The 22,006-nt window shown below is 66.0% G+C and carries 18 protein-coding genes; 10 read left to right on the top strand and 8 right to left on the bottom strand.

The window, feature by feature from the left end; translation table 11 throughout:
* Window position 1: 1 nt before the first annotated feature.
* The gene (locus ABIA65_RS27355) at window positions 2–1,702 is read left to right on the top strand and encodes a flavin monoamine oxidase family protein (RefSeq protein WP_371747036.1); all 1,701 of its coding nucleotides are present in this window, start codon (window positions 2–4) and stop codon (window positions 1,700–1,702) included.
* A gap of 31 nt (window positions 1,703–1,733) precedes the next feature.
* Here the strand turns inward: ABIA65_RS27355 and ABIA65_RS27350 are convergent, their stop codons facing one another.
* On the bottom strand, window positions 1,734–3,179 hold the full coding sequence (locus ABIA65_RS27350) for a purine-cytosine permease family protein (RefSeq protein ID WP_354525518.1): 1,446 nt from the start codon (window positions 3,177–3,179) through the stop codon (window positions 1,734–1,736).
* A gap of 102 nt (window positions 3,180–3,281) precedes the next feature.
* Between ABIA65_RS27350 and ABIA65_RS27345 the strand changes: the two genes are divergently transcribed.
* A complete protein-coding gene (locus tag ABIA65_RS27345) occupies window positions 3,282–4,025 on the top strand; it encodes a hypothetical protein (protein WP_241404881.1) in 744 nt (247 codons plus the stop codon).
* 53 nt (window positions 4,026–4,078) lie between these two features.
* Here the strand turns inward: ABIA65_RS27345 and ABIA65_RS27340 are convergent, their stop codons facing one another.
* A complete protein-coding gene (locus tag ABIA65_RS27340; RefSeq protein ID WP_354525517.1) occupies window positions 4,079–4,771 on the bottom strand; it encodes a hypothetical protein in 693 nt (230 codons plus the stop codon).
* A 101-nt stretch (window positions 4,772–4,872) separates the two neighbouring features.
* Here ABIA65_RS27340 and ABIA65_RS27335 point away from each other — a divergent pair, with 101 nt between their 5' ends.
* The 4 genes from ABIA65_RS27335 (at window position 4,873) to ABIA65_RS27320 (ending at window position 10,745) form a co-directional block, all read left to right on the top strand.
* Complete coding sequence (locus tag ABIA65_RS27335) at window positions 4,873–6,378, top strand: carboxylesterase/lipase family protein (protein WP_354525516.1); 1,506 nt, start codon at window positions 4,873–4,875, stop codon at window positions 6,376–6,378.
* A 48-nt stretch (window positions 6,379–6,426) separates the two neighbouring features.
* The gene (locus ABIA65_RS27330) at window positions 6,427–8,364 is read left to right on the top strand and encodes a primary-amine oxidase (RefSeq protein ID WP_354525515.1); all 1,938 of its coding nucleotides are present in this window, start codon (window positions 6,427–6,429) and stop codon (window positions 8,362–8,364) included.
* A 63-nt stretch (window positions 8,365–8,427) separates the two neighbouring features.
* Window positions 8,428–10,419: a DUF7064 domain-containing protein gene (locus tag ABIA65_RS27325; RefSeq protein WP_354525514.1), complete on the top strand. Its 1,992-nt coding sequence runs from the start codon at window positions 8,428–8,430 to the stop codon at window positions 10,417–10,419.
* The gene (locus ABIA65_RS27320; protein ID WP_241404886.1) at window positions 10,419–10,745 is read left to right on the top strand and encodes a YnfA family protein; all 327 of its coding nucleotides are present in this window, start codon (window positions 10,419–10,421) and stop codon (window positions 10,743–10,745) included. Before ABIA65_RS27325 ends, ABIA65_RS27320 begins: the two co-directional genes overlap by 1 nt.
* A gap of 33 nt (window positions 10,746–10,778) precedes the next feature.
* Here ABIA65_RS27320 and ABIA65_RS27315 read toward each other — a convergent pair whose 3' ends face one another.
* Complete coding sequence (locus ABIA65_RS27315; protein ID WP_354525513.1) at window positions 10,779–12,185, bottom strand: MFS transporter; 1,407 nt, start codon at window positions 12,183–12,185, stop codon at window positions 10,779–10,781.
* Between the two features lie 54 nt (window positions 12,186–12,239).
* Here ABIA65_RS27315 and ABIA65_RS27310 point away from each other — a divergent pair, with 54 nt between their 5' ends.
* Entirely contained in the window at window positions 12,240–12,893 is a 654-nt protein-coding gene (locus ABIA65_RS27310) for a TetR/AcrR family transcriptional regulator (RefSeq protein WP_354525512.1), read from the top strand.
* 270 nt (window positions 12,894–13,163) lie between these two features.
* Window positions 13,164–13,808 (top strand): DUF4303 domain-containing protein, encoded by a 645-nt coding sequence (locus tag ABIA65_RS27305; protein ID WP_354525511.1) that lies wholly within the window; start codon window positions 13,164–13,166, stop codon window positions 13,806–13,808.
* Here the strand turns inward: ABIA65_RS27305 and ABIA65_RS27300 are convergent.
* On the bottom strand, window positions 13,805–15,214 hold the full coding sequence (locus tag ABIA65_RS27300) for an HNH endonuclease signature motif containing protein (protein ID WP_354525510.1): 1,410 nt from the start codon (window positions 15,212–15,214) through the stop codon (window positions 13,805–13,807). The two genes, ABIA65_RS27305 and ABIA65_RS27300, sit on opposite strands and share 4 nt — an antisense overlap.
* 158 nt (window positions 15,215–15,372) lie before the next feature.
* On the bottom strand, window positions 15,373–15,582 hold the full coding sequence (locus ABIA65_RS27295) for a hypothetical protein (protein WP_241404889.1): 210 nt from the start codon (window positions 15,580–15,582) through the stop codon (window positions 15,373–15,375).
* A gap of 89 nt (window positions 15,583–15,671) precedes the next feature.
* On the opposite strand from ABIA65_RS27295, the gene ABIA65_RS27290 reads away from it, so the two are divergent.
* Window positions 15,672–16,109 carry a nitroreductase family deazaflavin-dependent oxidoreductase gene (locus ABIA65_RS27290; RefSeq protein WP_354525509.1) on the top strand — a complete coding sequence of 146 codons (438 nt, stop codon included), beginning with the start codon at window positions 15,672–15,674 and terminating at the stop codon, window positions 16,107–16,109.
* Between the two features lie 50 nt (window positions 16,110–16,159).
* On the top strand, window positions 16,160–17,440 hold the full coding sequence (gene ilvA, locus ABIA65_RS27285; RefSeq protein ID WP_354525508.1) for a threonine ammonia-lyase IlvA: 1,281 nt from the start codon (window positions 16,160–16,162) through the stop codon (window positions 17,438–17,440).
* On the opposite strand, the gene ABIA65_RS27280 is transcribed toward ilvA, so the two are convergent.
* The 3 genes from ABIA65_RS27280 to treY all read right to left on the bottom strand — a co-directional run bounded on the left by ABIA65_RS27280 (window position 17,437) and on the right by treY (window position 22,004).
* Window positions 17,437–17,886: a hypothetical protein gene (locus ABIA65_RS27280; RefSeq protein WP_354525507.1), complete on the bottom strand. Its 450-nt coding sequence runs from the start codon at window positions 17,884–17,886 to the stop codon at window positions 17,437–17,439. The genes ilvA and ABIA65_RS27280 overlap by 4 nt on opposite strands.
* A 70-nt stretch (window positions 17,887–17,956) precedes the next feature.
* Window positions 17,957–19,687, bottom strand: a complete 1,731-nt coding sequence (treZ, locus tag ABIA65_RS27275; protein WP_354525506.1) for a malto-oligosyltrehalose trehalohydrolase — start codon at window positions 19,685–19,687, stop codon at window positions 17,957–17,959.
* Window positions 19,680–22,004 carry a malto-oligosyltrehalose synthase gene (gene treY / locus ABIA65_RS27270; RefSeq protein WP_354525505.1) on the bottom strand — a complete coding sequence of 775 codons (2,325 nt, stop codon included), beginning with the start codon at window positions 22,002–22,004 and terminating at the stop codon, window positions 19,680–19,682. The genes treZ and treY overlap by 8 nt, the downstream gene beginning before the upstream one ends.
* Window positions 22,005–22,006: the final 2 nt, after the last annotated feature.

Genomic DNA, 22,006 nt, shown 5'->3' with positions numbered 1-22,006 from the left:
GGTGACTATTCCCGTTGCAGTGCATCATGATTCGTCGACTCACAAGCCGCCACTGACGATGTTCGGTCCGGACTTCCCGTTTGCATACGACGGTTACGTCGCCCACGGGGACGGGATCGGAACGGTTCCCGAACCTCACCACGGGCGAGAGGTGGCCGTGGTGGGTGGCGGACTGGCTGGCATGGTGGCGGCACACGAGCTTCTCGCGATGGGGCTCAAGCCGATCGTGTACGAGGCGGGTGAGATCGGCGGCCGGATGCGCTCCCACGAGTTCGACGGTCACCCGGGTGTGATCGCCGAGATGGGTGCGATGAGGTTCCCTCCGTCGTCAACGACACTGTTCCACTACCTGGATGCGCTTGGCCTGACGACGACACCCTTCCCGAACCCGCTCGCCGACTGCACTGCCAGCACCGTGATCGACCTCAAGGGCCGGTCGCACTACGCCACGACCGCAGAAGACCTCCCGGAGAAGTTCGGGCAGGTGGCCTTGGCCTGGCAGCACACGCTGGCAGAGCAGGCCTCGATGGCCAGCTTGAAGGATGCCATAAGAAGGCGCGATGTCACCGAGATCAAGCGGATCTGGAACCCGTTGATACGTGGGCTGGATGACCAGACCTTCTATGGGTTCCTGGCGCAGTCGCGTCACTTCTCGTCATTCGAGCATCGAGAGCTGTTCGGTCAGGTCGGATTCGGGACCGGAGGGTGGGACACCGATTTTCCGAACTCCATCCTTGAGGTGCTCCGCGTGGTTAGTACCGAGGCCGATGACAACCACCGCGGCATCGACGGTGGCTGTCAACAGCTTCCGCTCCGATTGTGGAACAGGAGCCCGCAGCGCCTGACCCACTGGCCCGCCGGTACCACGGTCGAGTCCGTCAACGGTGGCCGACCGTGGCCGCGGGTCACCGAGATCCGCCGAAATGACTCCGGTCAGTACACCGTGGTCGACGCCGGCGGTGGAATTCGCCGCTACGCCGCGGTCGTGGTAACGGCGCAGAGTTGGTTGCTGCTCAACCGGATCCGCTGCGCCGATGACCTGTTCCCGGCCGGGCACTGGACCGCGATCGAGCGCACCCACTACATGGGATCCAGCAAGGTGTTCGCCCTCGTCGACCGGCCGTTCTGGCGCGACCGGGATCCGGAGACCGGCCGCGACGCCGTGAGCATGACACTGACCGATCGGATGCCAAGGGGGACTTATCTGATCGACAACGGGGAAGACCGCCCCGGTGTCATCTGCTTGTCGTACACCTGGTGTGACGACTCCGCGAAGCTTCTCACGCTGGACGCATCCGAGCGGATGGATCTGATGATCAAGTCCCTGAGGGAGATCTATCCGCGCGTCGACTTCCACCGTCACGTCATCTCGACGCCAGTGACAGTGTCCTGGGAAACCGAACGCAACTTCATGGGCGCGTTCAAGGCGAACCTGCCTGGTCACTATCGATACCAGCAGCGGCTCTTCAGCCACTTCATGCAGGCGGGGTTCGATGCGCGCCACCGCGGCATCTTCCTTGCCGGCGACGACATCTCATGGACTGCGGGATGGGCCGAGGGCGCGGTCCAGACCGCACTCAATGCGGTGTGGGGCGTCATGCATCACCTCGGGGGTGCGACGTCAGCCCACAATCCAGGGCCGGGGGACCGTTACGCAGAAATCGCGCCGGTGGTCCTCGATGACGTCGACGACCGGTCCTGACCGCGGATCCGCCGGGGGCGCATTGGCGTTCTCATCGGCGCGCCTCGACGGTGACGGCCACGGGGTCGAGTGCAGGTGTCTGGGCTGGCAGCAGAAGGTAGACGGTCCCTGAGATGACAGCGGCGAGCAGGAAACTGAGATCTACACCGCCGGTGTAGTCGAGAAGCGGTCCGCGGAAGAGCGACGTGTCGATGCTGAGCAGGCCGACGAAGGCGCCCGCCACCCAGGCGACGGTCGCCTGGATGCTCCACCCTGCGCGGTACCAGTAGATTCCGCCGCGCGCGCGTCGGTTGTAGATCTGCAGCGCGTCGAGATCGTAACGACCGCGTCGTTGCGCGTGTCCGATGAGCGTGATCACGGCCCACGGCGTGCCCAGCGTCGTCAGCATCAAGACGAAGGCCGTGATTGCGTCCTGGGCATCCCAGACGAAGTGCCCGAAGAACACCAGCACGGTGGCTAGTACGGCGACGATTGCCGTCGCCATCGTTCGACGAAGGCTCGGCACGATGGCGTCGAGGTCGAGTCCCATGTCGTATGCCAACATGCTTGAGTTACCCAGTGTCCCAAAGAGTCCGCTGAGCGCCAGGGGAATGAGCAGCCACACCGGCGCGGCCGTGACCAGAGACGTGACGTAGTCGTCTGTCGCCCGTGTGGCCAAGGCGGTGAACGTGCCGAACATCTGCGGGATGAAGAGGCCGAAGAACAGGCCCAGGCCCGTCGCCGTGATCACTGCGTGCGACGTCGTGGTGCGCGGCGACATGTAGCGGGTGTAGTCGCCAAGGACTGTGATGTAGCTGATCGGTCCGCTGATGCCCACGACAACGACGGCAAGAGCCCACGTTGGCCAGAACCCGCCGCTGGCGTACTCGTTCACAATCGCCTCGGTGGTGAACGTGTGTGCATACGCGACGACGGCGAGGAGCATCAATGCGATGGTGCCGACCACGATCCATCGGTTCAGACGGACCACCCAGTGATATCCGACCACCGCGACGAGGATCGTCAGTGCGGCCATGATGACGTAGACGATCGTGTAAGTCGCGGCGCTGTCGGCGATGCCGACCATCCGGTGAAGCAGGACTACGACGATTCCGCCGCCGGTCCAGATGATGAGCGCCGTGTAGCCGAGTGCCAGCAGTAGGCCGATCGCCGATCCGAGGAGACGGCCGCGCACGCCGAAGGTCGCCCCGCTACTGGTCGACAGGTTGGTTGCGGTCCGCATGGATATGAGAGACAGCGGGGTCACCAGTGCCACGCCGATGAGGGTGCCGAGGGCCATCGCCGACACGCTTGCCCAGAACCCGAGGCCCATCGAGACCGGCAACCATCCGAAGAGAACCGTTCCGAGCGACATGTTGGATCCGAGCAAGACACCGAGAATGTCACGCGGACGCCCAGTGCGCTCGTTCTCGGGAATCGTGTCGACGCCATGCGTCTCGATCGCCCCTGCTCGAGTGGAGCCAGACTCTGATGCCATAACTGATCTCCTAGCTGCGGCGATGGACGGACCAGTAATTGTGTTCGATTTAACGTAGTTTAATTACGCAATCTGGGCAGACTGTACGCTAGCATCGGGCGCGTGCCTAGAGCCGCGATTGGCCGAGAATCTGCTGCGCCAGGGAACGCTTCGCGCCGTCGCCGACCGCGCGAGGAAACCAGGGCGCTCTTCCTGAAGGCCGGCACCCGGGTTGCCATCAACCGGACTGCGGAGCCGACGGCACGCGATCAGAACCTGCTGGCTCACATCCGCGTGACCGACGTTCTTGGCGAGATCAATGCCGGCGAGGCGGCCCAGCTGACGACGGGTGCGTTTTATCAGATTTGGCCGAGCCAGGCCGAGTTTCAGCGCGAACTTCTCACCCACATAATGGATCAAATCGCCGTACCCGGGGGCGAGGAGATCACGGCGCTGGTCTTCAACCTGGTTGCCGAACGGGTCGACTCGGACGAGATCTTTCGGCGCCTGGCCGATGAGGACTTCCGCCTGACCCGCGAGTCTCCCGAACTCTTTCTGGCCATAGGTCTCGGAGCGCTGGCGCCTGCCGATCTGGTCAGAGATGCTCAACGGGATGCGAACGAGCAGTACGTCGCGTCGCTGGGTCGCGTGCTGAACGGTCTGCTCGCCTACGCGCGCCGCCAGCTGAGACCGGGCCGCACCATCGAGGACCTCATCTGGGCGATCGAGGCGCTGAGTGTCGGCTACCTCCTACGGTCGCGTACCGACCCAGACGTGCCCGAACGCGCCGATTCCGAAGGCTGGAGCGCCCGAGCCACCGCCTTTCTGGGCATGGTCGAAGCGTTCACTGAACCAGTCGGTGCTTAGAGCCGCCGGTTGTCGAGGCCGAAGGGTGTTGCGTAACTGCCCGTTGGGCCCGTTCAGCAGCTGAACTGCTTGCCGATACCGGCGGGCGGTGTGGCGGGGCGCAGGCAGCCGAAGGTCTCGATGCCCGCGGCGTCGAACTTGACCGCCGACTGGTGGGCGTAGTTCACGCAGTACACGCTGGCAGTGTCGGCGCGGCAGCGGTAGTCGCCGAACGCCAACGTCTGCCCGGGCGGCAGTTCGGCACCGGTGCCTCGGCTGAAACGGCCCGGATCACCGTGCGCTGAGCCAACTTCCACGCTGGGCCCGCTGAAGTCGACCCAACCCCCCTTCCATTGGCCGTAGACGTCTGCCGGCTGCGGCGGGGGATCGGTCAGGTCCACAAGGCAGGCCAGTGCGCCGTCGGCCCTGGCGTCGGTCATGCAGTTCGGTGTACCGGACGGGCCGGTGAACGCGACGTCCTCACCCAGCTCGGTGGTCTCACCCGCCCGTGACGCCGTGTGGTGGGCCGCCACGTCGGCCGCTGTGCCCTGCTCAATCCAGCCGATGACGTCGGTGATCGTGGCGCCCGCCTGCGGTGGCTTGGCCGCCGCCGTTGTGGTGGTCGACCTGCCCGTCGAGGTCGGCGAGGTTTTCGAGATCGTCGGGTGGGCTGTCAGCGCTGTTTGGGAGCGTTCGGCACCGTCGCCCGCGATGGATGAACACCCTGCGACCAGCGCAGACGCCGCGATAATGACAGCAATCCGCATACCTGCCAGGCTAGCGGGCCGCGTCGCGGCTGCGGGTCGGCAACCCCTCGTCTGCACTATTTCCGATCGAGACCATCCACATTCTTCGCTACCGTCATGTCATGCACGACCGACCCATTCGCGTGACGATCGACAGCGGAACCATCGAGGGGTTCACCCGTGACGGTGTCAACCGGTGGCGATCGGTCCCATATGCACGGCCGCCGGTGGGGGCCCTGCGGTACCGGGCGCCGCAACCGGTGCAGCCGTGGCGCGGCGTGCGGTACTGCCACGGGTTCACCTACTGCGCACCCCAGGACCGCAAGTACACCATGGTGCGCGTCGGCAAGTACCAGCCGATGAGCGAGGACTGTCTGACACTCAACGTCGTCGCGCCGGAGTCCCCTTCAGACGGTCCGCTGCCTGTGATGGTCTTCATCCACGGTGGCGGCTACATCCTCGGTAGCTCGGCGACACCGATCTATGACGGTGCCGCCCTGGCGAGGCGCGGCTGCGTCTTGGTGTCGGTGAACTACCGGCTCGGCGCGCTGGGCTGCCTGGACCTGTCGTCGCTGTCGACGCCCGAGCATCAGATCGGCGACAACCTGTTTCTGCGCGACCTGGTGCTCGCACTGCAGTGGGTCCGCGACAACGCCGCGGTGTTCGGCGGTGACCCCGACAATGTGACGATCTTCGGCGAGAGCGCCGGTGCGCACGCCGTCGCCACCCTGCTGGCCGTGCCCGCGGCGAAGGGACTGTTCCACCGGGCGATTTCGGAGAGCCCCGCCAGCGGTATGGCCGGCACCCCGGACATCGCGGCGGCATTCGCCGACGACTTCGCCGGTATCCTCGGCGTCACACCCCAGGACGGCGCGGCCGCGGTGATGGCCGCGCGCCCGTCGCAGTTGGTCGAGGCACTCAACACGCTGATGCGGAACATGAAGGAGATGCGCGGCGCGTTTCCTGTCGGCCCGACGTATGACACCGAGTACCTGCCTCGGGATCCGGTCGCGGCCATGCGCGACGGCGCCGCGCACCAGGTGCCGCTCATCGTGGGCACCAACGCCGACGAGGGCAGACTCTTCACTCGGTTCCTCCAACTGCTGCCGACTACCGAGCCCATGATCGACGTGCTGTTCGCCGATACCGATGTCGACGTGCGAAACCGGATCACCAACGCCTATCCCGGATATCCGAACTCAGCGGCATGCGTCCGGTTGGGCGGGGACTTCGCGTTCGGGACCGCGGCGTGGCAGATCGCCGAGGCCCATGGCCGACACTCGCCGACCTACGTCTACCGCTACGACTACGCGCCGCGCACCTTCCACTGGTCTGGACTGGGCGCCACCCACGCCACCGAGCTGTTCGCGGTGTTCGACGTGTACCGCACGCGTTTCGGCTCGCTGCTCACCGCGGCAGCGGACCGAGCCTCCGCCCGCCGGGTCAGCAATGACGTGCAGAACCGATGGCGGGCGTTCAGCCGTGTCGGCGTGCCGGGTGAGGGCTGGCCGACCTACACCGACCAGGACCGGGCGGTGCTTGTGTTCGACCGGCAGACGCGTGTGGAGTTGGACCCCGACGCCGATCGCCGACGCGCATGGGAGGGCTTCACACTCACGTCGAACTGAGGTGTGATTTCGACTGCGCGGCACCGCTCGATGTGATTGCGTGAGCGGGTGAGCCACCCATTGGATCCGCTATCGGCCGACGAGTTCAGCGCCGTCGCAGCCATTCTGCGACGCGAACGCGGCGTGGACTTGGGCTGGCGATTCGCGTCGATCGAGTTGGCCGAACCCGGTAAGGAGGAGTTGGCCGCATTCTCCGACGGCGGCCCGGCGCCGACGCGCAGGGCAACGGTGGTCTGCTTCGAGCGGTCCGTCAACGCGACCTACAAGAGTGTGGTGTCGCTGAGCGAGGACAGCGTCGAGTCCTTCGAGCACATCCCCGGCGTGCAGGCGAACTTCACCGTTGACGAGTTCGTCGAGTGCGACCAGGTGCTGCGGGCCCATCCCGGCGTCATCGCCGCATTGGCCGCGCGTGGAATCACCGATCTCGACAACGTCTTCATGGACACCTGGACCTACGGTGACGCCGTCATCCCGGACGAGTTCCGTGGGCGGCGGCTGGGCTGGTCGGACACGTGGCGCAAGGACGGGCCGGGCGCCAACCCGTACGCGCACCTGATCAGTGGGCTGCACTGTGTGATCGATCTGAACAGCATGGAGGTGCTGCGGGTCGAGGACACTGGCCCGTTCGCCGGCGGGGATGTTGAACCGCCAAATGTCATGGGGGAGTATGTGCCCCGACACATTCCCGACCGGATCCGGGCGGCGTCCCGGCGCGAGCCGCTCAAGCCGCTGCACATCACCCAGCCCGAGGGGCCGTCGTTCAGCCTCGACGGCAACCTGCTGCGCTGGCAGAACTGGTCGCTGCGCATCGGGTTCAACTACCGCGAGGGCATGACGCTGCACACGGTGCGCTACCAGGACGGGGACCGGAACCGGTCGATTGCGCACCGGATGTCATTCGCCGAAATGGTGGTGCCCTACCGGGACTCGTCGGCTGACCACTACCGGCGCACCGCGTTCGACATCGGCGAGTGGGGGCTGGGCTTCATGACGCAGTCCCTGGAACTGGGTTGTGACTGCCTGGGGGAGATCCGCTATCTCGACGCCGTGCTGCACAACAGCAGGGGTGAGCCCCACACCATCACCAATGCGATCTGCATTCACGAGGAGGACAACGCCGTGCTGTGGAAGCACGTCGACCATGACATCGGTGCCGAGGTGCGGCGGATGCGCCGGCTGACGCTGTCGTTCCACGTCACCGTCGCCAACTACGAGTACCTGGTGTACTGGCGGCTCTACCAGGACGGCAACATCGAGTGCGAGGTGCGGGCCACCGGCATCATGGTCACCACACCGCTGGCGCCCGGTCAGTCGAACCCCAACGGCACACTGGTCGATGAACGCACGTACGCGCCGTTCCACCAGCACTTCCTGGTGGCGCGACTGGACCTCGACATCGACGGTCCGTCCAACACCGTCTACGCGAGCGAGTCGTTCGCCGAGCCGATGGGTCCCGACAACCCCTACGGACTGTCGGTGGTCGTCCGCAACGTCGCGCTGCGGAACGAGGAGGAGGGCAAGCAGGACGTCGACTTCAGCACTCAGCGGGCCTGGAAGGTGGCCAACCCCAACGTCACCAACGGGCTCGGCACCCATCCCTCCTACAAACTCGTGCCGGGCAGCGCGATCCCGCCGATGTTCGACCCCAAGTCGCCGGTACTGCAGCGCGCCAACGTCATCGGACACACCCTCTGGGTGACACCGAACCACCCCGACGAACGGTGGCCCGCGGGCGAGTTCGTCAACCAGTCGGTGGCGGACGCCGGTCTGGGGCGGTGGACGAAGGCGAACCGTCCGATTGAGAACACCGATGTCGTGCTCTGGTACGTGTTCGGCCTGCATCACATCACGCGTCCCGAGGACTGGCCGGTGATGCCTGTTGACGTGGTGTCGTTCTGGCTCAAACCGTTCGGCTTCTTCGACCGCAACCCGGCACTCGACGTGCCCGCGGCACCACCCGAGCAGTGCCACACTGCACATACTTGACACCCGTCAACTGAATCGACGGAATTGTCGCCGCTGACGACGCCGGTGCCCTAGGTTTGCGGGGTGCAACCTTCCGCGCCCCTCCTCGAACGCCCCGCCGACCTGACGGCCGAGTGGCTGACTGCCGCCCTCGGGGCAGGCACCGTGTCGGACTTCAGCTACGACCGGATCGGCACCGGACAGATGAGCGAGTGCTATCGCGTCACCCTGGAGTATGCCGATGGCGGGGAGGGTCCCACCGCGGTGGTACTCAAGGTGGCGGCGGCCGACCCTAGTAGTCGCCAGACGGGTCTCGCGATGGGACTCTACGAGCGGGAGGTCTGCTTCTACACCGATATCGCGCCGGGGCTCGACGGTCCGGTGGCGCCCTGCTACCACGCGGCCTACGACGCGGAGACAGGCGCCTTCGACCTGCTGCTCGGCGATGCCGCGCCCGCGGTTGTCGGTGATGAGATCCGCGGTGCCACAGCCGAACAGGCGGCGATGGCGCTGACACAGCTGGGGCGCGTGCACGGTCCCCTGCTCGGCGACGCCACGCTGGCGGCCGCCGAATGGCTCAACCGGGAGTCACCGGTCAATCAGGGTCTCGTCGCGGCGCTGTACGCCGGGTTCATCGACCGGTACCACGACGAGATCAGCCCCGAGCATCGCAACGTCTGTGAACGATTTGTCGAGTCGTTCGACGCGTACATGGCGGCGGAGGCCGAGTCGGACCGCGTGAGTGGGTTGGTGCACGGTGACTTTCGGCTGGACAACATGCTGTTCGGTGAGGAGGGCGCGGACCGGCCGCTCACGGTCGTCGACTGGCAGACCGTGACCTGGGGCCCGGCGTTCAGCGACGTCGCATACTTCCTCGGCTGCGCACTACCGATACCGCAGCGCCGCGAGCAGTACGACGCCCTGCTGCACGTCTATCACGATGCGCTCGGCGCGGATGCCGACGTGAGCTTCGACGACGTTCGCGAGGGCGTGCGGCACCAGAGCTTCTTCGGCGTGCTCATGTCGATCGTCTCGCCGATGCTCGTCGCCCGCACCGACCGCGGTGACCAGATGTTCATGGCGATGATCGAACGGCACTGTCAACACGTCATCGACACCGACGCGCTGGCCGTGCTTCCGCCGAAGTCGACTCCGGAGCCGTTGCAGCCCAACGCTGATGACGAGGGGACTCACGACCCGTCGGGTGAACCGCTGTGGAGCGAGAGCTGGTACTTCGACTTCGCCGATCCCGGTCAGGACATCGGCGGGTGGATCCGTCTGGGATTGCTCCCGAATCAGGGGAAGGCGTGGATCAACGCGCTGGTGTGTGGCCAGAACATGCCGACGGTGGCCGTCCTGGACTTCGAGGCGCCGCTGCCCGAGGTGCACACCCACGTCCAGACGGACACCATCGATCTGGGCATGGAGGTGGTCGAACCGCTGCGCACGTACCGCGTTTCACTGCGAGGTTCGGGTGAGGCACACGACGACCCGGCTGCGCTGCTGCGCGGGGAGAGTGGTCGGCTCGCCGAAGTGACTATGGACCTCACCTGGACGACCGTGGGCACGCCGTACCAGTACCGGGTGTCGCCGCGATACGAGATCCCCTGCACCGTCGCAGGCACGGTGACGGTCGACGGCCGCACCTTCGACATCGCCGACGTGGCGGGCCAGCGGGATCACTCCTGGGCGGCACGGGACTGGTGGGGCATGGAGTGGGTGTGGAGCGCGCTGCACCTCGACGACGGCACGCACATTCACGGTGTCGACATGCGCATCCCTGGAATGCCGCCGCTGGGTCTCGGATACTCACAGCGCCAGGGCGAGCCACTGGTGGAGTTCGAGCGGGTGACGGCGCGAGAGACGTTCGACGAGAACGACTTACCCCTGGCGACGGTTCTGGAGTGCGAACCAGGTGACCTTTCCGCGAGTATCGACATACGGGGCCACGCGCCCGTGTTGTTGACATCGCCCGAGGGTCAGGTGAGCCACTTCCCGCGCGCCTGGGCTACGGTAGTCACCGCCGACGGTCGGTCCGGGGTCGGCTGGGTCGAGTGGAATCGCAACCAAACCTGATGGTTTTCAAGTCAATTGCACTGTTCGTGGCTGCGGCGATCCTCGAGATCGGGGGCGCCTGGCTCGTCTGGCAGGGTGTCCGCGACCATCGTGGCTGGCTGTGGATCGGTGCGGGCGTGCTTGCACTCGGCGCCTACGGCTTCGTCGCGGCCTTTCAGCCTGACGCGCACTTCGGCAGGGTGCTGGCGGCTTACGGCGGCGTGTTCATCGCGGGATCGCTGCTGTGGGGGATGGTCGCCGACGGCTTCCGGCCCGACCGGTGGGATGTCACCGGTGCGGTGATCTGCCTCGCTGGCGTCGGACTGATCATGTACGCGCCGCGCTAGGGAACCCCTGGGGCAGGAACGTTGCGCTAAGGGTCAGCGACGCGTAGCCCACGCGGTGGCGAGTGCCAGCACCGCAGGCACGAGGAATATCGCGAACAGCCAGCGCGCGGCATCAGCGGTATGAGACGGGTCGGTGAAGCCGACGATATTGGTCACGGCCCCTGCTATGGCGGATCCGACAGCTGTCGCGGTGAGTTGAACGGTCGTGGCGGATGCGCCAGCCAGGGCTTGATCGCGGTCGCCGGCCAGCTGCAATACATCTGTCAACAAGTGAGGCCAAGCGGCGCCAACACCCAACCCGACTAGCAGCAAGCCCAGTGCGACCGTCAGTACGGTGGTGAGTGCGTGCGATTCGAGCGGGCCGACAAAGACCAGCACAATCAGACCGGTGATGGTGCACGCGGGCGCTGTAGCGATCAGCAGCGCCTTGCGGCGGCGTACACCGCTGAACGCGATCGACCCTGCAGTCCACCCGGCGGCCATTATCGCGCCGAGAAATCCGGCTGCCAACGGCCCAAGCCCCTGCAAGTGCTGGCCGAAATATGGGACGAACACCTCGACCGTCGATGCGATGACGAGCGCTGCCATCGTCACGTAGATCAGCCCCAACCTACGATTGGGTCCGAATGTTGCCGCGGGCAGCACCCCGGCATCTGTGCTGCGTTCACGCCACAGCCAGATCAGCAAAATCACGGCCGCCATGAGTATGCCGGCACCGTTGACTATCAGCGAGGTGGTCACACTGGCGCCCGAGATCACCAGCACGGCCGCGGTGAGCAGGCTGATCGCGAGCCACGGGATTCGCAGTGGTGCTAGGTCATTGGATTGGGCGGGGAGTCGGGCGGCTCCCCAAACGCTGAAGACGACGACGATCGGAACCAGCATCCAGAACGCGCCCCGCCACAGGTGCAGCTGTGACCACAAGCCGCCGAGTGCAGGCCCTACAAGGGTCGCGACGCCCCACATCGCCGAGACGAGCGCCATCGCCCGCGGCCACAATTCCTCGTTAAGCGCAAACCGCACGATCGAATAGCACAGCGCGAACAGCAGTCCACCGCCGAGGCCCTGGACGGCACGGCCGACGAGCAACGCGGGCATCGACGGAGCAACTGCGCAGATCGCCGTCCCCAGCGCGAGTGTGATTGCCGACCAACGGTAGGCCGATCGCGGTCCGACCTTCGCCAGCACCGCCCCTGCCAGCGTTGAGCCCAGCACCGAGACCACCATGAAAATGGTTGTCGCCCAGGCATACAACCTGGCACCACCTATGTCCTCGACGACCGATGGCATCACGGTGGCCGCCAGGTACACATTCGTTGCGTGTAAGCCGACGCCGCCAGCCAGGGTGGCCGAGACCGCGCCATGGCGGCGGCCAAGCAGTGTTCCCCAGCTTGCTGCCGTGGCATCGGCAGCCGAGGACACTCCGGGAGATGAAGACATATCCGCCTACTTTCGATACGCACCGAGTCGTATCGAATACGTTAGGCTGACTTCGTGCAGGAAGACAAGTCGCGTACTGGCAGGCCTCGCGACGAGAGCATTGACCATGCGGTTCGTGACACCACGCTGGCGCTGCTCTCCGAGGCGGGGTATGGCGGGCTTGCCATCGAGGCAATCGCTCGAGGTGCCGGGACCACAAAGGCCGCCATCTACCGGCGCTGGCGCAGCCTGCCTGGACTCGTGCTGGACGCACTCGCCATGCAGTTGGGCGCGCTTGATGCCCCGGACACCGAATGCACCATCTGTGACCTTTGTGATGTAATCAAGCTGCATCTCAACGTATTTCGTCGACTACCACCGGATGCCCTCGCATCACTTCTGGCTGACTGCAATTCCGATCCCGCACTGCGGGAAGCTTTCATGACGACACTGTTCCAACCACCGCGCGTTGCTGTCGTCCAGGTTCTCGATGCCGCTATTGCGCGCGGCGACCTGCGAGCTGATACCGATCGCGAATTACTGCTCGATCTGCTGGCATCCCTCGTTCACTACCGGGCCCTGTTTGGCCATGCGTCGACGAGCGACAGCGAAGTCGAGGAAGCTGTCCACGCCCTGCTGCGCGGTGTGGCGTCCAACTACGAGCGGTTGGTTGCGATAAGCAAGGCGAAGACTGGCGATCCCCGTATCCATCACCGCCATAGCCATTGACGATGGGCTACTGCCCTAACGGCCTTGCCGACCCTGGGAGCTCCGGACAAGTTCGGCAGGCTGGTTTCGTATCCAGCCTGTCAGCCCGTCGTGGCTCTTGAGGCACAGGCGTCAGCAACGACGCTGGGCTGGGCCTGACCGGGCTCCCTGGTCACCGACGCTGTGCATGGACCGTATGAGCGAGCGTGCGCGCAGCTCAACCCCAAAGATCGCGGTGGGATCGCGAATCGCACTAGCGTGATTGACGCATACAGCTTGAGGAGATGATTGGTGACCACGTCGAGCACGGACCCTGCTGACGCTGTCCATTCAATCCGTGAGACCGTACGCGAGGCCTGTCGCAAAGCTTGGACCGAGCTGCGCCACGCATGCCCCAACGAGACTTTCTACTATTACGGGCTGTGGACGACCGCCGCGCTCCATCAGCCGGCGCCGACAGCATGCTCTGTCGAGGGACTCCAGCGCATCGTCGCTGAAGCGGCGACACAGCCCAGACCTTGGGCGGCGGAACGAGAGCTGCGTTGGTCTGAGTCCGATTCACCGTACGACCTGTTCGGCCATGACGAGTTCTTTGGACAGGTCGAGCGTCTGTTCACAGACCTTGGCGACCCGTATGAGTTCTCCGACGAACTGCGCACCGCGCTGACAAATGCACTGACGGGCGCACTGGCTGATCTCGACCAAGAGGGTTTCTTCGGAGCGGGCTCCGCGCGAGAATCGGTCGTCATCAACCTGACTCTCCCCGGAGAAGAGGACGAGGTGGACGCTGTAGCTCGGGCGCGACACCTCAATCCACCGAGCGCCCTTCAACAGTACGAGCTCGATCTGCTCCTTCCGAATGAGGCCCACGACGGTCCCACCGCTGCACAGGACGTGCGCGCAGGCTGCAATCCCGCCAGTTTCAAATTGCGCTAGAGACCCTCGTCATCCTGGTCGGATTCCCCGTCGTCGGTTGGGTGCAGCATGCGTTCGGGGTGGTGCAGGTCGTTGACGCGTGCTTGGCCGGTGTCGAGGTGTGGGGGTGGGATCCATTCGGTGCGGCCGTCTTTGCGTTTTCGGGTGCGCCACTCGGTTTGTTCGATGAGGCGGTTGTCGGGTCCGCAGGCCAGGGTGAGTTCGTCGATGTTGGTTTGGCCGCCGTTCTTCCAGTCCGCGACGGCGTGGTGGGCTTGGCATGTGTAGCCCGAGGCTGTGCAGCCGGGTCGGGTGCAGCCACGGTCTTTTGCGTAGAGCACGATGCGTTGGGCGCCGGTGGCGCAGCGTCGGGTGCGCCCGAGGTGGAGGGCCGCTTCGGTGTGTTGGTCGAACACCGCCAGGTAGTGGAAGGCGTGGGAGGCCTGCGCGATGACGTCGCGCATGGGTAGTCGGGTGCCGCCGGCGGTGATGGCGTGCCCGGTCCCGGATTCGAGCTGTTGCAGGGTGGTGGTGACGATGATGGTGGTCGGTAGCCCGTGGTGTTGGCCGAGTTGTCCTGAGCACAGCAGGTTGCGGCCCATGGCGAGTAGGGCGTCGTGGTTGCGTTGGTATTGGGTGCGGTCATCGCTGTCGATGGCGGCGTCGGTGGGTTCGCCGTCGATGGTGGGTGTCTGGTCGTTGGGGTTGCACATGCCGGGCTTGCCCCATTTGGCGAGGATCGGTTCGAGGGTGGCGCGCAGTTGGGGGGTGAGGTGTCCGCTGATGCGGCTCAGCCCGTCAGCGCCCTGGTTGCCGATCGAGATGCCGCGGCGGCGGTCGCGTTGGGCGTCGGTGTAGTCCCCGTCGGGGTGTAGCAGCGCGAGCAGCAGAGCAGTGGCACTGCGCAGCCCCTCGGGGCTCTGTTTGGCGGCCACACGCACCAGGTCGGTCTCGGCGTCGGTGCGGGTCTGGGTGTCGATGTGCTCGGGTAGGTCGGCGAAGAACTTGCGGATGATCGCGATGTGTTCGGTGTTGATCTGGCCGCGGGCCTGAGCGGCGGCGGTGCGCTCCAAAACGGGTGGTAGCGGTTGGCCGGTCAGGGTGCGCCGGGGGCCCAGGTCGGCGGCGGTGTCGATGCGCTTGCTGGCCTCGTTGACGCTGATTCGCAACCGGAAGGCCAGTAGCTTTCGCAGTGTGGTGTCGCCGAGTTCGAGCGGGTTGGCCTCAGCAGCCAGCCGGTTGAGGACGCGATTCCCGGTGACGGGCAGTCTGCGGTTCACCCGTTCCAGGCGGTCCATGACATCGAGGAGTCGACGGTGGCTCAGCGTGTCGAGGCACGCCTGGTCCAGGTCATCGAGGGCGGCGTCGAGCGCATCGAGGGCCGCGACGACCGGGCCCTGGTAGTCATGCAACTCCGCCACCGACATACTTCGAACACTAGTTCGATACACCGACAGGAATCTCGGATTTGTGGCTGGTGAAACCAAAGGGGCAGAAGAGAATTCACCATTCTGGCGAGCGTGCGGAAACTCGTATCCGAGACCGGCGTGTCGCCCTCAGACACGCGCACTCGCGGGAGAGGGGGCTAGTCCTCGGAGTGTTGCAGGAGGCCCATGGCGAGCCAGATGGCCGTGCCGGTCGCCGATGCGGCGATGACGGCCGGGCCGAGTGACATCGTCACCAGGCCGACCAGGGCGAGCACTACCGCTCCGACTGCCAGCGCCACCAGCTTGTACATCGGCCATGCAACCCCGGCGATGTGCACCTGGGGCGGCAGCTGGATGGGCGCGGTCATGGGTTCTACGATAGCTCGCATCGAAGTTTTCGGTCAACCGAAACTCTGAATCTAGGTTGACCTGTTTCGTGGAGCCCTAGGCTGGTGGGATGCCACTGACCGGAGACTACGAACCAAGCACACTGGACTGGGCCCGAGAGAACGCCGAGCAGTACATGGCCTCAGGCGGGACCGAGGGCACCGAGATGAAGGGCAAGCCCGTCATCCTGCTGACCACCATCGGGGCTAAAACGGGCAAGATCCGCAAGACCCCGCTGATGCGGGTGGAGCACGACGGGGAGTACGCCGTGGTCGCGTCGCTGGGCGGCGCGCCGAAGCACCCCGTCTGGTACCACAACATCGTCGCGCATCCCCGAGTGGAATTGCAGGACGGCACGGTGACCAAGGACTACGAGGCCCGCGAGGTGTTCGGCGACGAGAAGGCCGTCTGGTGGGAGCGCGCGGTCGCCGCCTGGCCCGACTACGCCGAGTATCAGAAGAAGACCGATCGGCAGATCCCGGTGTTCGTGTTGAGCCCGGTGAACTGATTTCCCGCCGCCAAATCAATCGGCTTCGCGCCACGTGGCACCATTGACCGGTGTCCACGCAACTGAGTCAGAGTTCCCGGATGTCGCCGCTGAGCGCGGCTGATATCGAGGCGGCGGCTCAGCGAATTTCCGGGGTGGTCTCACCGACACCGCTGCAGTTCAGCGATCGGCTGTCGCAACTGACCGGCGCGCTGGTCTACCTCAAGCGTGAGGACCTGCAGGTCGTCCGGTCCTACAAGGTCCGGGGTGCGTACAACCTGCTCAGGCAGCTCACCGCCGAGGAGATCGCAGCCGGCGTGGTGTGCTCCTCGGCGGGTAACCACGCGCAGGGATTCGCGCTGGCGTGCCGTGAGATGGGCATCCACGGCCGGGTGTACGTGCCGGCCAAGACGCCGAAGCAGAAGCGCGACCGGATTCGCTATCACGGCGGCGAGTTCATTGAGCTGATCGTCGGCGGCAAGACCTACGACATGGCCGCCGAGGCGGCGCTCGAGGATGTGGCCCGCACCGGCGCCACCCTGGTACCGCCCTATGACGATCTGCGCACCATGGCGGGGCAGGGCACGATCGCTGTCGAACTGCTTGACCAACTCGACACCGAGCCCGATCTGGTGATCGTTCCGGTCGGCGGTGGTGGCTGTATCAGCGGCGTCACCAGCTATCTCACCGAGCGCACCACCCGGACCGCGGTACTCGGCGTGGAGCCGGCGGGTGCCGCGTCGATGTTGGCTGCCCTGTCGGCAGGGGAGCCGGTGGTCCTCGACGACGTCGATCAGTTCGTCGATGGTGCCGCGGTGAACAAGGCTGGGGCGCTTCCATTCTCGGTGCTCACACAGGCCGGGGATATGGTCACGATCACCGCGGTCGACGAGGGCGCGGTGTGCACGGCGATGCTTGATCTGTACCAGAACGAGGGCATCATCGCCGAGCCCGCGGGCGCCCTGTCGGTCGCCGGATTGCTCGAAGCCGACATTGCCCCGGGATCGACCGTGGTGTGCCTGATATCGGGTGGTAACAACGACGTGTCTCGCTACGGCGAGGTGCTGGAGCGCTCGCTGGTCCATCTCGGCCTCAAGCACTACTTCCTGGTCGACTTCCCGCAGGAGCCCGGGGCCCTGCGCCGTTTCCTCGACGGGGTGCTCGGACCCGACGACGACATCACGCTGTTCGAGTACGTCAAGCGAAACAACCGCGAGACGGGGGAGGCGCTGGTCGGCGTCGAGATGGCCAACGCCTCCGACCTCGACGGTCTGATGGCGCGGATGCGTGACTCCGAGTGCCATATCGAGCTACTCGAGCCCGGCTCTCCGGCGTATCGCTATCTGACCTAAACCGCCGACGCACGGGCAGCGCCCTCGGGCTCGACGAGCACGAGCGACTCGTCGTTGGCGCGGAAGATCGGATGGATCGGCACGTCGAATCGCGCGGCACCCCTGTCGAGCAGCGTCGCCCACCGCCGGTCGCGCCCGCTGATTCCTCCGGTGCCCGGCCGGCTCAGCAGTAGGGCGACGGTGACGTCTGGGCCGATCTCATCGAGCACTGCGCGCAGCATGCCGAAGAGATCGTCGACTATCCGGGGTGTCGGTCGGTCGGGCACCGGCATGTCGTGGAGCACCTTGAGCAGACGTCGGTCCGGCCCGACGAACACGAATCGCAGAAGTCTCTCCCCAAACCCGAGCTCACCCATGAGTGCGCGCCACCGCTGGCCGAGGTCGGCCGTGGAGTGGATCGGATCGGTCGCGGTCTCGAGTGGGGGTGGGTGGTACGGATTAGCCATACCGGCGAGCATGTCCCCTAACCGGCGTGCCGGGGAAACGATCCATCCACAGGGGGCTGCCTGTGGATGACTACTTGACGGTTCGCAGAATGGCGAACGAATGGCCCGGCAGGACAGTGGTTTCGCCGACAATCGGCTGATCCCACGCCAGCAGCACCTCACCGGTGACGGGCACATCAGCAGGTGTGGCACCGAGATTGCAGGCGACCGCCAACGCGCCGCGATGCATCACGATCCAGTGCTGTCGCTCGTCGAAGTCGATCCGCAGGTGATCCAGCCACGGGTCGGCGAGGTCGGGTTCATTGCGTCGCAGCGCGATGAGGCCGCGATACACCTCGAGCAGCCTGGCGTGCTCGCTGATGCCCACCTCGTCCCAGTTCACCTTCGACCGGGCGAAGGTGGCGGGGTCCTGAGGATCGGGGACCTCGTCGGCGTCCCAGCCGTGCTGGGCGAACTCGGCCTTGCGCCCCTCGGCGGTGGCCCGTGCGAGCTCCGGCTCCGGGTGGCTGCTGAAGAACTGGAACGGACTGGATGACCCCCATTCCTCGCCCATGAACAGCATTGCGGTGTAGGGAGATCCAAGGACGAGCGCCGCCTTCACCGCCAGCTGCCCGAAATCCAGGTTCTGAGACGGCCGGTCGCCGATCGCGCGGTTGCCCACCTGGTCGTGGGTGAGTGTGTAGGCCAGCAGTCGGGTCGCTGGGATGGTCGCGGTGTCGAGCGGCCGGCCGTGCCTGCGGTGCCGAAACGAGGAGTACGTGCCTGCGTGGAAGTACCCGTGTTTCAGCGTCGTGGCCAGCGTGGAGAGCGTGCCGAAATCGGCGTAGTAGCCCTGCCGTTCGCCCGATACGGCGGTGTGGATGGCGTGATGGATATCGTCGTCCCACTGGGCGGTCATACCGTAGCCGCCGCGGTCACGGGGGGTGATGAGGCGTGGGTCGTTGAGGTCGCTCTCGGCGATCAGGCTCAACGGTCTGCCCAGTTGCGTTGCCAGTTCATCGGTCTCGGATGAGAGTTCCTCGAGGATGTGCACGGCGGTGGTGTCCATCAGGGCGTGCACGGCGTCCAGGCGCAGGCCGTCGGCGTGGAAGTCTCGCATCCAGCGCAGCGCGCACTCGATGATGTGGCGGCGCACCTCGTCGGAATCGGCATCGGCGATGTTGATGCACTCACCCCACGGGTTGCTGCCCGCTGACAGGTACGGGCCGAACCGCGGCAGGTAGTTGCCGGACGGGCCGAGGTGGTTGAAGACGGCGTCGATGAGCACGCCCAGCCCGCGGGCATGGCAGGCGTCGACGAAGCGGACCAGACCGTCGGGGCCGCCGTAGGGTTCGTGGACCGCATACCAAAGCACGCCGTCATAGCCCCAGCCGTGCGTACCGCTGAAGGCGTTCACCGGCATGACCTCGACCAGATTCACACCGAGATCCACTAGGTGATCCAGTCTTTCAACCGCAGAGTCGAAGGTGCCCTCTGGTGTGAAGGTGCCGATGTGAAGCTCGTAGATGACCGCACCCTCGACGGATCGTCCGGACCAGCCCGCATCGGTCCACGTCGCGGCCGACGGGTCCCACAGCTGCGAGCGCTCGTGCACACCGTCGGGCTGTCGGGGCGAACGGGGGTCGGGCAGCACCTTCTCCTCGTCATCCACCACGAAGCCGTACCGGGCGTCGGCCGGCACGGCGAGCGTCGTCCGCCACCACCCATCGTCGGAGCGCACCATCGGATGCAGTGCGCCGTCGACATCGAGCCGGACCCGCTCGGGACGGGGCGCCCAGACTGCGAACTCGTGCTCAGCCAAGGGTCTTCGCCAGAAGTGCGACGGGAAGGTCGGCGTACAGATCGGTCAGTCCGACGGTGCCTGCGAACCGGCGTCCGGTGAGCCGGTCGGTCCAGTCGCCGTCGGGCAGCGGTAAGGCGGTGTCACCCCAACCGGTTTCGGCGAGCCGCGCGGTCCACCGACTGACGGCCACCAGGACGTCGTCGCCACGCTGGAACGCGACGACGTGCTCACGCCGCGTGCCGCCGGCGAGCACCGGCCGGTAGTCACCGGACAGGAAGGTGTCAGGCCGTTCGCGGCGCAACCGGAGGGCCTCGGCGGTCACACGCAGCTTGGGATGCTCCGATATACGCAACATCGCGCGGCGCGTGCGGAAGTCGACGGGTCTGCGGTTGTCGGGGTCGACGAGGCTGTCCTCCCACAGTTCGGTGCCCTGGTAAACGTCGGGCACACCGGGCGCGGTCAGCGCGATCAGCTTCTGGCCCAAGGCGTCACTGCGGCCGTACTCGTCGAGGCGACCGACAAGCGTTGTCATCTCGGTGGCCACCGGAGGTGCCAGCACACCGTCGAGCCAGGTGTGGACAGCTGACTCGAACTCTGAGTTCGGCGCGTTCCAGCTGGTGTGCACTGCCGCCTCGCGGATCGCCTTCTCCGCGTAGGCGTGCAGGCGCTCACGCAGCCCGGCGGTGATGTCTCCGTCGATTGGCCACACCCCGAACACGTTCTGCCACAGGAAGAGTGCGGTCGCCGGGTCTGGGGGAGGATTCTGCAGTGTCCACTTCCCGATCAGTTCGGTCCACAACGAGGGCACCTGGGACAGCACGCCGATGCGGGCGCGGACATCCTCGCCCCGCTTGGTGTCGTGCGTGGACAGCGTCGTCATCGCCGCCGGCCACAGCCGCCCCCGGGTCGCGGTGCGATCGTGGAACTCGGCGCTGCCCACCCCGAACCACGCCGGTTCGCCGCCCACCTCGTTGAGCGAGACCAAGCGTGCATCCCGGTAGAACAGGCAGTCCTCCATCGACTTCGCGGTGGCCGCACCGCACAACTGCTGAAGGCGTGTCGCGCTCTCGGGGTTCGTCGCGACGGCGGTGGCGACGAGTGCCAGCGGTGCCTCCAGATGCGGTGCCTGGGCGGCGGTCTGCGCCAGCGCCACGGGAAGCACCGAGGCCAGCGTCGGATAGTCCGACCGGTAGACGCCGACCCGGCTGACCAGGTCGGCGATCGCTCCGATGAGATCGGGGTGGTCATCACCTGTGGCGCGGACGACGGCGCGCCGCAACCGGCTCACCTCGCTGTGCAGCGTCCCGGTGATCGCCTCGAACTTGAGAGTGCGTGCCGCGGCGTGGATCTGGCCGGAGTCGTCACCGGTGGAGTCGGCGAGTTCGGTCAGCGCCTGGGTACCGGTCGGATCGACGAACAGGCCACCGATCTCACGCAACGCGTCGTAGCCGGTGGTACCCGCGACGGGCAGGGTGAGGTCCAATGCCTCATCGCCGGCGAGGATCTTCTCGATCACGATCCAGGCGTCTGGCCCGGTTGTCTCGCGTAGCCAGGTGAGATAGCAGGGGGGATCGGACAATCCGTCCGGGTGGTCGATGCGTACCCCATCCACCAGGTCCTCGTCGAACCAGCGCTTCACCTCGACGTGGGTCGCGTCGAAGACGGCACGATCCTCCTGGCGCAGCGCCGCGAGTGAGGTTATCGAGAAGAACCTGCGGTAGCCGCAGATGTTGGCGCGCCAGCTGATCAGCCTGTAGTTCTGCCGGCCGTGCACCTCGGCGGCGGTGCCGCCAATTGTGCCCGCGGCGGTGCCACCGGCGCTGCCGGGGGCGATCGGCCACACTCGATCGCCGAGACGGAGCAGATCGCCGTCGACCACCAGATCATCGACGTCGTCATCAGATCCCAGCACCGGCAGCACTATTCGACCATCCGGGTCGAGTTCCCAGTCGACGTCGAAGTACGTGGCGTAGTGCGAGTCGCGGCCGTGGGTCAGCAGATCCCACCACCACCGGTTCTGCCGCGGATCATCGACGCCGACGTGATTGGGCACGATGTCGACGATCAGGCCGATGCCACGCACACGTGCGGCGGCCGACAGCCGGGCCAGCCCCTCGGCGCCACCGAGCTCGGCCGACACCGTGGTGGGATCGGTGACGTCGTAGCCGTGCGAGGAGCCTTCGGCTGCGGTCAGGATGGGGGACAGGTACAGGTGACTGACACCGAGGTCGTCGAGGTAGTCCAGTAGGTTCTCGGCGTCGGCGAAGGTGAACGGTTGCCCGCTCTTCGGCCCGCGCAGCTGAAGCCGGTAGGTCGAGAGGATCGGTGACGGCACGG

This window comes from Mycolicibacterium sp. 624 (assembly GCF_040548615.1).
Classification (GTDB): Bacteria; Actinomycetota; Actinomycetes; order Mycobacteriales; family Mycobacteriaceae; genus Mycobacterium.
Note: the sequence above shows the minus strand (reverse complement) of the source record. Positions and strands in the feature narration are given on the sequence as shown.

Bases quoted from the DNA above. Each gene is read 5' to 3' on its own strand.
- ABIA65_RS27350 (WP_354525518.1), bottom strand. From the start codon at position 3,179: ATGGCATCAGAGTCTGGCTCCACTCGAGCAGGGGCGATCGAGACGCAT.
- ABIA65_RS27295 (WP_241404889.1), bottom strand. From the start codon at position 15,582: ATGACCGCGCCCATCCAGCTGCCGCCCCAGGTGCACATCGCCGGGGTT.
- ABIA65_RS27300 (WP_354525510.1), bottom strand. From the start codon at position 15,214: ATGTCGGTGGCGGAGTTGCATGACTACCAGGGCCCGGTCGTCGCGGCC.
- ABIA65_RS27335 (WP_354525516.1), top strand. From the start codon at position 4,873: ATGCACGACCGACCCATTCGCGTGACGATCGACAGCGGAACCATCGAG.
- ABIA65_RS27340 (WP_354525517.1), bottom strand. From the start codon at position 4,771: ATGCGGATTGCTGTCATTATCGCGGCGTCTGCGCTGGTCGCAGGGTGT.
- ABIA65_RS27320 (WP_241404886.1), top strand. From the start codon at position 10,419: ATGGTTTTCAAGTCAATTGCACTGTTCGTGGCTGCGGCGATCCTCGAG.
- ABIA65_RS27315 (WP_354525513.1), bottom strand. From the start codon at position 12,185: ATGTCTTCATCTCCCGGAGTGTCCTCGGCTGCCGATGCCACGGCAGCA.
- ABIA65_RS27290 (WP_354525509.1), top strand. From the start codon at position 15,672: ATGCCACTGACCGGAGACTACGAACCAAGCACACTGGACTGGGCCCGA.
- ABIA65_RS27280 (WP_354525507.1), bottom strand. From the start codon at position 17,886: ATGGCTAATCCGTACCACCCACCCCCACTCGAGACCGCGACCGATCCG.